Annotated in this window: 9 protein-coding genes and 1 pseudogene; 9 read left to right on the forward strand and 1 reads right to left on the reverse strand. The window is 52.7% G+C overall.

The genetic code is table 11. The features are described from left to right. Positions 1–49 precede the first annotated feature (49 nt). The 9 genes and pseudogenes from EVJ30_RS03615 to EVJ30_RS03655 form a co-directional block, all read left to right on the forward strand. A pseudogene (locus EVJ30_RS03615) lies at positions 50–718 on the forward strand (ABC transporter ATP-binding protein); the annotation flags it as partial. A 58-nt stretch (positions 719–776) separates the two neighbouring features. Further along, entirely contained in the window at positions 777–2,282 is a 1,506-nt protein-coding gene (locus EVJ30_RS03620; RefSeq protein WP_131468030.1) for an ABC transporter permease/substrate-binding protein, read from the forward strand. Beyond that, complete coding sequence (locus EVJ30_RS03625; protein WP_131468032.1) at positions 2,279–3,151, forward strand: diacylglycerol/lipid kinase family protein; 873 nt, start codon at positions 2,279–2,281, stop codon at positions 3,149–3,151. The genes EVJ30_RS03620 and EVJ30_RS03625 overlap by 4 nt, the downstream gene beginning before the upstream one ends. A gap of 125 nt (positions 3,152–3,276) precedes the next feature. Continuing rightward, positions 3,277–4,629, forward strand: coding sequence for a sodium-dependent transporter (locus EVJ30_RS03630; protein ID WP_131468034.1), 1,353 nt, complete (start codon positions 3,277–3,279; stop codon positions 4,627–4,629). A gap of 146 nt (positions 4,630–4,775) precedes the next feature. Further along, on the forward strand, positions 4,776–5,492 hold the full coding sequence (locus tag EVJ30_RS03635) for a 5-bromo-4-chloroindolyl phosphate hydrolysis family protein (RefSeq protein ID WP_016509957.1): 717 nt from the start codon (positions 4,776–4,778) through the stop codon (positions 5,490–5,492). Further along, positions 5,476–6,705: a toxic anion resistance protein gene (locus tag EVJ30_RS03640; protein WP_131458601.1), complete on the forward strand. Its 1,230-nt coding sequence runs from the start codon at positions 5,476–5,478 to the stop codon at positions 6,703–6,705. The genes EVJ30_RS03635 and EVJ30_RS03640 overlap by 17 nt, the downstream gene beginning before the upstream one ends. A 49-nt stretch (positions 6,706–6,754) precedes the next feature. Then, positions 6,755–7,330 carry a deoxycytidylate deaminase gene (locus EVJ30_RS03645; protein ID WP_131458602.1) on the forward strand — a complete coding sequence of 192 codons (576 nt, stop codon included), beginning with the start codon at positions 6,755–6,757 and terminating at the stop codon, positions 7,328–7,330. 201 nt (positions 7,331–7,531) lie between these two features. Next, a complete protein-coding gene (locus EVJ30_RS03650; protein WP_016509485.1) occupies positions 7,532–7,888 on the forward strand; it encodes a hypothetical protein in 357 nt (118 codons plus the stop codon). 246 nt (positions 7,889–8,134) lie between these two features. Further along, positions 8,135–9,226 (forward strand): RNA-guided endonuclease TnpB family protein, encoded by a 1,092-nt coding sequence (locus tag EVJ30_RS03655; RefSeq protein WP_131468036.1) that lies wholly within the window; start codon positions 8,135–8,137, stop codon positions 9,224–9,226. Positions 9,227–9,472: 246 nt separating this feature from the next. Here EVJ30_RS03655 and hisJ read toward each other — a convergent pair whose 3' ends face one another. After that, positions 9,473–10,288: a histidinol-phosphatase HisJ gene (hisJ, locus tag EVJ30_RS03660; RefSeq protein WP_131458604.1), complete on the reverse strand. Its 816-nt coding sequence runs from the start codon at positions 10,286–10,288 to the stop codon at positions 9,473–9,475. Positions 10,289–10,297 lie beyond the last annotated feature (9 nt).

The following is a 10,297-nucleotide window of genomic DNA, read 5'->3' on the forward strand; positions in this document are numbered from 1 at the left end:
AACTAATATTTGACTTTCATATAATGTGAAAAGCCGAGGAGGGATTGTGTTGATTGAATTTCAAAATGTTTCCAAGCGTTACGATGATGGGACATTGGCTGTTGCAAACTTGAGTTTGACGGTACGAAAAGGAGAGATTTTCGTATTGATTGGGCCATCGGGTTGTGGCAAGACGACGACGATGAAGATGGTGAATCGTCTGATTGACCACACTGACGGGAAAATCCTGATTGATGAGCGCGAAATCTATCAGTTCGACATTTATGAACTGCGACGCAACATCGGCTACGTGCTCCAACAAATCGCATTGTTCCCGCATTTGACGGTCGAAGAGAACATCGCCGTCGTTCCGGACCTATTGAAATGGCCGAAGACGAAGACGAAAGACCGTGTGACCGAACTGATGAAAATCGCCGGTCTCGACCCTGTCCTCCGTTCTAAAAAACCGCCTGAACTGTCGGGTGGTCAACAACAACGAGTCGGCGTCTTGCGAGCGCTTGCGGCCGACCCGGAAGTCATTTTAATGGATGAACCGTTCTCGGCGCTCGATCCGATCAGTCGGGCCCAGCTCCAAGATGACATCAAACGGTTGAACGATGAGTTAGGGAAGACGATTCTGTTCGTCACTCATGACATTGAGGAGGCGATGAAACTCGGGGACCGGATCGCTCTCATGCGTGACGGGAAACTGGTCGTCGTCGGTACGCCTGACGAGATTCGGGCGAGTGATGATCCGTTCGTGCTCAACTTTACACAACACGGAAGAGGTGAGGCAGATGCTTGAAACGTTCCAAAATCGACGCGGGGAATTGGTCGAAGCGCTAATCGAGCATTTACAACTTTCTGTTGTCTCCCTTTTGATTGCGGTGTTAATTGCGGTCCCGTTAGGTATCTGGCTGACGCGGCGTAAAAAAGTGGCCGAAACAGCAATCGGCTTCACCGCCATCATCCAAACGATTCCTTCTTTGGCTCTACTCGGTCTTATGATTCCGCTCGTTGGGATCGGTGCACTTCCTGCCACGATTGCGCTCGTTCTGTACGCGTTGTTGCCAATCCTTCGCAATACGTTCACGGGGTTGAACGAAGTCGATAAGTCACTGATCGAAGCCGCGCAAGGTTGCGGCATGAGACCGAACCAAAGTTTGATGAGAGTCGAACTACCGCTCGCGCTACCGGTCATCATGGCCGGGATTCGAACAGCGATGGTGTTAATTGTCGGTACAGCCACGCTGGCGGCACTCGTCGGAGCAGGCGGACTCGGGACGTTGATCTTGCTTGGAATTAACCGAAACGACAACTATTTGATTTTGCTCGGTGCGATCCCAGCAGCCATTCTCGCATTATTGTTCGACTTCTTGCTCCGTCAAATGGAAGGTGCGACGGCGACCCGCAACAAGACGAAGCTGATCGCCGTATCGACCGTCTTGGCGATAATTGTCGCGGCACCACTCGCATTGGGCCGTACCCAACAGACCGACCTCGTCGTCGCCGGGAAGCTCGGTCCTGAACCGGAGATCTTGATGAACATGTACAAACTGTTGATCGAAGAAGAGACGGATCTGACCGTATCGGTCCGTCCGAACTTCGGAGAGACGACGTTCGTCTGGGGAGCGTTGAAATCCGGTGATGTCGATATTTATCCTGAATTCACCGGGACGGTACTCGCGAGTCTGGTGAAAGAAACACCGAATTCAAACGATGCCCGTGAAGTGTACGAACAAGCACGGGATGCGCTAGCAGATGACGGCTTCGCTTTACTTGAACCGATGCAATTCAATAACACGTACGCCATCGCGATCCCGCGTGACTATGCGGAAACTGAAGGCGTCACGACGATTTCAGATTTACGTAGCGTGCAAAATGACATCCAGGCCGGATTCACGCTCGAGTTCACGGACCGTGAAGACGGATATCCAGGACTCCAGCAAGCGTACGGACTTGATTTCCCTTCTGTCGTTTCGATGGAGCAGAAACTTCGTTACAGCGCCATCGCACGGGGCGACGTCAATCTTATCGATGCGTATTCGACCGACGCGGATATCGCCGAAAACGACCTGCTCGTGTTAGAAGACGATCAACAGTTCTTCCCGCCTTATCAAGGTGCTCCACTCTTGAAAGCAGAAACGCTTGAAGAACATCCGGAGATCGAGGACGCGCTCAACCAGTTGGGCGGACTCATCACTGACGAAGAGATGTCTGAATTGAACCGTCGGGTCGCTTACGGGAAAGAACGGGCCTACGACGTAGCCCAAGACTTCTTGGAACAAGCTGGTCTACTATGAAAGCGATGATCATTTCGAACCCGAAGTCGGGTGCGAGCGAGACGATGCTCGGCGAAGTGGTCGGGACAGTCGAGTCGATGTATCAAGAGATCCTCATCCAAAAGACGCTAGCTGAAGGGGATGCAGCGCACCTTGCTCGAACGAGCAGTGGATTCGATCATTTGATCCTCATCGGTGGGGACGGGACGCTTCATGAAGTCGTCAACGGATTGATGGCGTTGCCTCGTGACGAACGTCCGAGCGTCGGTCTCGTGCCAGCGGGGACGTGCAACGACTTCGCGAGGGCGATTGAACTGCCTGTTGAACCGATTGAGGCGGCTCGCCTGTTTAAAATGAGCGAGCAGCAATCGGTCGATGTGATGCGTGTCAACGACCGGTTCGCCCTCAACTTTGTCGGGGTCGGATTGATCGCGGACGCTTCCCGACAAATCGACCCGCTCCAAAAAGAAACGCTCGGCTCGATCGGTTACTTTTTAGCGACGATTCGTCAGTTTCGTGAACTCGATCCGTTCAAGGTCCGTATCGAGCGGGCGGGCGAGGTCATCCATGATGGGGCCGTCAGCTTTCTATACGTCGGCAACGGTGCCTATCTCGGCACGGTCCCGACGAAGATCGCGACGCAATCGTTCACGGACGGTCTCGTCGAAGTCGTCCATAGCTCGGCCATCGGCTTCCCGATGATTCGTCAGCTATTGACGCAACAGCTCGGACTCGAACAGTCGTCGCCAGAATGGGTCCATCTCCAAATGGAGCAACTTGATGTGTTTTTGCGTGAGCCACAAGTCATCGATGTGGATGGTGAACACTTTGAAACGGATCATTTACAGATTAAAGTGTTACCGAATGAACTGACATTTCTCGTCCCATAATCGTTTACGAAGGCAGAGGAAAGAATTCAGACTTTTCTCTGTTTTTTGTTGTTCTCGTTTCTGAACCGTGTTAGTATTTCACTATTATTATGAAAATGAAATGAAATTAGGAAGTAGGGATAGTAATGGCGCAAAATTCGTTCGCCTCAAAAATTGGATTCATTTTAGCGGCCGCAGGGTCCGCAATCGGTCTCGGTGCCATCTGGAAATTTCCATATGTCACGGGAACAAGTGGGGGCGGCGCCTTTTTGCTCATGTTTTTAGCATTCACATTCTTACTCGGTCTGCCGCTTCTCATCGGAGAGTTCATCGTCGGGCGCTCGACGCAAAAGACGGCGCTCCTTGCCTTTAAAAAACTCGGCCATCGCCATTGGACATTGGTCGGTTACCTCGGCGTAATCGCTTGCTTCTTACTGCTATCATTCTACAGTGTCATCGGTGGATGGGTGTTGATCTATGTCGGGCTCGGCTTGAGCGGGACGCTCAGTGGCCGGTCACCTGACGAGTTCGGGACCGTGTTCGCGGACGTCGCCGCATCTCCTGGGATTGCCATCTTCGGACAATTTTTGTTCTTATTGATCACGCTACTCATCGTCTTGAAAGGGGTAGAAGGCGGAATCGAGCGGATGAGCAAGATTTTAATGCCGCTCCTGTTCGTCAGTTTCATCGTGCTCGTCATCCGCTCGTTGACACTTGACGGTGCCATGGAAGGGGTCCGCTTCTTCTTGCAGCCTGACTTCTCGGCACTGACCGGCGAGTCGGTCTTGTTCGCGCTCGGGCAAGCGTTCTTCTCGCTGTCGCTCGGGGTGGCGGCGATGCTCACATACGCCTCGTACATTCAAACGAAAGGGACGCTCAACCGCTCGGCAAATATGATCGTCTTGTTGAACGTCACTGTTTCAATTTTGGCGGGACTCGCCATCTTCCCGGCCGTCTTCGCCTCGGGGCTCGATCCGGCAGAAGGCCCGGCGCTCCTGTTCGTCGTGTTGCCGGCCGTATTTAACCAAGTCCCACTCGGCGGCTTCTTCATGGTATTGTTCTTCTTATTGTTCACGTTTGCCTCGATCACGTCTTCGATCGCGATGCTCGAAGTCGTCGTCGCCGGTGTGACCGATAAATTGAACGAGAAGAAACAAACGATGTCGAAGCGTAACGTCACACTCCTCTCAGCGGCCATCGTGTTCGCCGTCGGGATCCCCTCGGCCTTATCGTTCGGACTGATGAGTGAGTTGCAGTTCTTGAACGGCCGTACGTTCTTTGACTCGATGGACTATGTCGTCAGTTACATCCTCATGCCGACAGGGGCGTTACTCACGTCAATCTTTGTCGGCCATGTCGTCGATGAGCGTATTTTGCAAGACGAGATTAAAACGTCCGGGACGGGCGCTAAATTGTATCCGGTATGGCGTTTCCTCATTCGTTACGTCATCCCGGTGACGGTCGCAATCGTTATGGTCTCGACATGGTTAATCAGCTAAGCAAGGGGAACTTCCCCTTGCTTTTTTTCGTACTTGCGACCGAGAGAGCGAACGGCTTCATTATGCTAAGCTTATAAAGATGACGAAACTTTTGTTGACGGTTCACGTAAGGTACAATAGAAGTATCATGAGACGAGGTGACAAGGATGAAGACATGGATGAAATGGGCCCTGACCGGGGCAATCCTATATTTTGCCATAAGTGTGTTTGATTTCTCCTGGCTGTTTATCATCGTCGGGGCGCTCGTATTGAATGAGGTGTGGTCGAGTAACAAACGACGTAAGCGGGCACCCGCACCGGTAGCGAAACGGGCGAAGAAAAAACTGTTGCTCGATGAAGAAGAACCGTTCGTCGGTTCCCGCATCCTTAAACCGATGGAAGATGTGGCACCGGTCCGTCAGTTCGAAGCGACAGACGACTTGGAACTGCAATTTTTACAACGGACGATCGAGCAAGGGTACGAAAAACTCCAGCAGATCGATCGTATCTTGCCTGAAATAAAAGATGTCGAAGTTCGTCGTGAAATGAAGGCGGTCTCGAGAGAGGCACACGAACTGTTTGCCGAATTGTTCGAGAACCCCCAAGATGCGAAGCACGTCAGAGATCTGTTCACGTTTTATTTGGACTCGCTCGTGTCCGTCGTCTTGAAATTTAAAGAACTAGAAGGAAAACGTGTCGTCATTCAAGAAGAGACACGAGAGCAACTGATCACCAATATGCGGCTCATCGTCGATAAGTTCAAAGAACAACGGAGCCGTCTGCTCGAAGACGACGCTGTCGACTTCGAACGCGAATTGATCATGATGGAACGGGTATTGGCAGATCAACCGGAAGGGAGAAAAAAACATGACTTCATCGAATGAAACGAACTGGCAGTCATGGCCAGAAGAAGAGCTCACTTCACAGACGAAAACAAAGACCGAGACAGAGGAAATCTCTGACCCGTCTGTGGATTGGTCCTCGATGACAGAAAAACATGAGGTGCCGGCCATCCAACCGAAAGCCGACGTGCCGCAACAACACCGGGAACGAATCACCCGGATCGCCGAGTCGATCGATATTAAAAAAACAGACTCCGTCATGTTATTCGGATCGAACGTCCAACGGGAACTGTCTCAATTCTCTGACCAAATCTTGACCGAGGTCCGCATGAAAGACGGTGGCGACGCAGGTAAGTTGTTGTCCGATTTGATGCAAAACGTTCGGAAGATGGACCCGGATATGCTTCAACCGGAGAAGAAGAGTTTTATAGACAACTTACCGCTCATCGGACGAGCGAAAAAGAAAGCTGAAAACTATAAGCTTCAATTTGAAAAAATGAACGTCTATTTGGAAGAAGTCATTCACAATCTCGACCGAGCTAAGTTCGGTCTGATGAAGGACATTACGATGCTCGATCAAATGTATGATAAGAACAAGCGCTACTTCGAAGAATTGAACGTCTATATCGCAGCCGGTGAGACGAAGCTCGACCACGTCCGCGATCACGAGATCGCGCCGCTCCGTCAAGAAGTCGAAACGACGAGAGATCAAGTGAAGCTGCAACAGCTAAACGATATGATCCAATTGACAGACCGGTTCGAGAAGAAGTTGCATGATTTGAAGTTGAGTCGGACGATCAGTCTGCAGATGGCGCCGCAAATCCGTGTCATCCAACAAAATAACCAAATCTTAGCCGAGAAAATCGAGTCGGCTGTCGTCAACACGATTCCGCTTTGGAAAAACCAAGTCGTCCTCGCCCTCAGCTTGACGCGCCAGAAAACGGCACTCCGGATGCAACAAGACGTCACGAAGACGACGAACCAACTGCTCGAACAAAACTCGAAAATGTTGAAAGATTCGTCGATCGAGATCGCAACCGAGAACGAAAAAGGGATCGTTTCGGTCGAATCGCTCAAAGTCGCGCACGAGAATCTATTGTCAACGCTCGACGAAACGCTGCGTATCCAACAGGAAGGCAAGCAGAAGCGTCGTGAGGCCGAACGTGAGCTCGATCGGATGGAGCACGAACTGAAAGAAAAAGTCATCGAAATTGCCTCAAAGAATAAAGAGTTGCCAAAAGAGACTGGATACTAAAAAGAAAGTCTGAGCATTCAGACTTTCTTTTTCCATGAGGAGGATCAGGATGGAGAAACAACGATTGTGGGACGAGACGTGGTTACAGTTCGCCGACATGATGGCGGAACGGCACTCGAAATGTGCCTCGAAGAGTGTCGCCTGTGTCATCGTCAAAGATGAGAAACCGATCTCGATCGGATTGAACGGGACACCGCCGGGACATACGAACTGTAATGAAATCTTTCTAAAACGTGATGACGGATTTTACCAACGAGCCGAATATGTGACGGATGATACGGTCGACTTGACCGAGCCGTCTGTGCGCATCATCGAGCAAGGTGTGACATTTGTTAAATGTAGCGACCCGTTCGAACATCACAATTGGTCAAAACAACACGAGATCCATGCCGAAATCAATGCGATCGGGAAATTGGCCGCTGATTCGACGAACGCATTCGGCGCTACCGCCTATGTGACCCATTCACCATGCCATTCTTGCTCGCTCGCGCTCATCGCTGCGCGCGTGGCCCGAGTCGTGTACGCTGTCGGCTATGAGCACGGGGATGGACTTGATTTGATGCGGGAAAGTGGGATTGACGTCTTACATATGCCGCTTGAAAAAAGTTTCAGAAACACATTGTAAACGTTTACATTCGATGTTATATTATTAATGTACTGCCAATGGTGTTTTACTCTTCCATTATTTGCCCCTCCTCGGAGGGGCCTTTTTTTATGTCTAATCGTGAGGTGAGACAAAGTTTACACATAATGTTCAATATTTCACAAACTATTCCGCTGAATCTTTTTTATAATAAGAGTAGATAAACGAGAGGGGATATGTCACATGGAAAAACTAGTTCGTTTCACAGATGGTGCCTATGATGTGGAAGCGTTGATCACACTTGAAGAGGTATGGGAAGATAAATTTGCCATCGGCACGCACAAAGAGCTTGCCGTTAAATCACTCAAAATTAATGGGAATGACGTCTCCGAGATGAAGCATGTTCGGGCGTTGCTCCGTTACTATCCGACGCTAGGTGTTTCAGGAATTCTACTCGCCCTTGACGGCGCGGCTGCTGAAATCGTCGCCTTGTCAGGTGATACCGATCCAGCCCTGCGCTTCGTCGAGCTCGTCGCCCTTCAGATGGATGAAGCCGCGACGAAACAGTTGAAAGACATGTATGCCGAAATGGCAGTTTAAAAGTTAGGATGACTTTCGGGTCATCCTTTTTAACATAATTAAGCGAGAATTCTCCCACCTCTAAGCGTCTGGGGCGAAGCCCAGCGTAGGTGGGAGATGAATCGCCCGTACATAAACTTCTTGGCCACCCCTGTGACAGATATGACGAACATAAGTTCGTGATTCCGTCAGATTTCCCTTCCCCCGCCGCGGGTATCGGATGAGGAAGGCGTTCATCACGACCATCGGCCGGGAGGAGGCGGAGACATGCTGAAGGGCTACAAATACCGGCTCCACCCGACGTCGGCACAGGCCGAGTTCCTGGTCAGGACGATCGGCTGTGCCCGGTTCATCTACAACAAGCTGCTCGAGGACCGCATCGCCATCCACGAGGAGGCGAAGGCTGGGACCGGCCCGAAGCGCAAGCTGCCGACACCCGCCTCGTACAAGCCCCTGTTCCCGTTCCTCGCCGAGGCGGACAGCCTCGCGCTCGCGAATGCGAAGCTTCACCTCGACGCGGCGTTCGCGAAGTTCTTCGCCGGGACGGCCGGCTTCCCGGTGTTCAAGTCGAGACGGAAGGCGCGCGCCTCCTACACGACGAACAACCAGCACGGCACGATCCGCATCGAGGGGGACCGGGTCCGGCTCCCGAAGGTCGGGTTCATCCGCTTCACACAGCACCGAATCTTCGACGGGGCCATCCGCTCGGCGACCGTGTCGATGACGAAGACGGGCAAGTTCTTCGTGTCGCTCCTCGTCGAGCAGCCCGACGAGCCCTGGGTCCCGGCCGAGCACAAAATCGGGATCGACCTCGGCCTCGGGCACTTCGCCGTCATGACGAACGACGCGCTCGTGACGGAGAAGGTCCCGAACCCGCGCAACCTGCGCGAGGCCGAGGAACGGCTGAGACGGGCGCAGCGCGCGCTCTCCCGCAAGAAGCCCGGCAGCCGGAACCGCGAGAAGGCGCGGCTCCTATTGGCCAAAAAGCATGAAAAGGTACGGAACCGCCGACATGACTTCCTCCACAAGCTGTCGCGACGCATCGTCGACGAGAACCAAGTCGTCGTGGTCGAGACGCTGAAGCCGAGGGAGATGATGCAGGACCGCCGCCTGGCAAAATCGATCGGGGACGCCGGGTGGGGCGAGTTCGTCCGCCAGCTCGCCTACAAATGCAGGTTCCACGGCCGCACACTGATCCAGGCCGACCCGTGGTTCGCCTCGACCCAGGTTTGTTCGGCCTGTGGCGAGAACGGCGGCAAGAAGGACCTGCACGTCCGCGAGTGGACATGCGCCGTATGCGGCACGCACCATGACCGCGACGTCAACGCGAGCCTCAACCTGTTGGGTCTCGCCGACTGAAACACTCCAGGGCAGGGACTGCCCGACGAGCTTGGTCCACAACCGTGGCTGGTCAAAGCACGGTCTTCCCAAGAAGCTCCCACTTCAAGTTGCGAAGCAAATAAGTGGTGAGTAGTTCACTTTTGTCTTGTAACTCGTGACGAGTATGGTAATATAGATAGTAGATGAAGAAATGGAACGCCATATCGTTGTCGACAAACCAAACATGGGGATCTAGATAGCTAGATCGCTGTTAAGGAGCCACGTTCATAGGAACGTGGCTTTTTTTTGCATATTTTTAAAGTCGGCACCGACATCTGCCGCGATATGGGCGTCCGAACCGAGTACGAGTGGGATGCCGAGCCGGGTCGCTTCAGCGGCGACGGCCATGGCGTATGGCTGTCCGCAGGCGGCTTTACGGAGACCGGCAGTGTTGAAGTCTAGTCCGAACCCGCGTGAGGCGATTGCACGCAACAGTCGCGACTCGGCATCTTTGACGTTCGCACGGTTCCATGAGTAGTTCGTCTGATATTTAATCGGTAAATCGATATGCCCGATGCGCGCGACGTTCAGTCGCTCCCACGGGAACTGTAACCCGGTCCCGAGCGCTTCGTAATACCGGCGTAGCACTTCTTCGAACGACCCGATTCGGCTGACGAGCGCATCAAACGTCTCCGGTGAGAAGTCGACGGGCAGGAGCTCGCCTTCGACTTGTAGAAAGTGTTGAGACAAGATCGTCTCGTCGAGGTATGAGCGATAGGGCTCGAGCAAGGCGAGCGTCTCATCGACATATCCCGGCAAATAGTCGATCTCGAGACCGACCCGAATCTCGAGTCTTCCGGCGTAATCTCGTTTCAACTGTCCGACCTCTTCTATATAAGGGGGCAATAAGTCGAGCGCCATCGCCGAGTCTTGTTCTGGCGTCGGATCAATGAAACGTGCCGGCAGCGGGGCGTGCTCGGTGAACGTCAGCGTCCGAACGCCTTGAGCAAGTGCTTGTTCGACGTACGCGTTGAGTGAATCGGTCGATCCGTGCGGACAAAATGGGGTATGGACGTGGCCATCATGGGTGTAATCAATCATCAAACATCG

Source organism: Exiguobacterium sp. SH5S13, assembly GCF_004337085.1.
Lineage (GTDB): Bacteria > Bacillota > Bacilli > Exiguobacteriales > Exiguobacteriaceae > Exiguobacterium > Exiguobacterium aurantiacum_A.

Excerpts from the sequence above, each read along its gene's own strand:
- EVJ30_RS03635 (WP_016509957.1), top strand. The coding sequence starts at position 4,776 with ATGAAGACATGGATGAAATGGGCCCTGACCGGGGCAATCCTATATTTT.
- EVJ30_RS03625 (WP_131468032.1), top strand. The coding sequence starts at position 2,279 with ATGAAAGCGATGATCATTTCGAACCCGAAGTCGGGTGCGAGCGAGACG.
- hisJ (WP_131458604.1), bottom strand. The coding sequence starts at position 10,288 with ATGATTGATTACACCCATGATGGCCACGTCCATACCCCATTTTGTCCG.
- EVJ30_RS03645 (WP_131458602.1), top strand. The coding sequence starts at position 6,755 with ATGGAGAAACAACGATTGTGGGACGAGACGTGGTTACAGTTCGCCGAC.
- EVJ30_RS03650 (WP_016509485.1), top strand. The coding sequence starts at position 7,532 with ATGGAAAAACTAGTTCGTTTCACAGATGGTGCCTATGATGTGGAAGCG.
- EVJ30_RS03620 (WP_131468030.1), top strand. The coding sequence starts at position 777 with ATGCTTGAAACGTTCCAAAATCGACGCGGGGAATTGGTCGAAGCGCTA.
- EVJ30_RS03655 (WP_131468036.1), top strand. The coding sequence starts at position 8,135 with ATGCTGAAGGGCTACAAATACCGGCTCCACCCGACGTCGGCACAGGCC.
- EVJ30_RS03640 (WP_131458601.1), top strand. The coding sequence starts at position 5,476 with ATGACTTCATCGAATGAAACGAACTGGCAGTCATGGCCAGAAGAAGAG.
- EVJ30_RS03630 (WP_131468034.1), top strand. The coding sequence starts at position 3,277 with ATGGCGCAAAATTCGTTCGCCTCAAAAATTGGATTCATTTTAGCGGCC.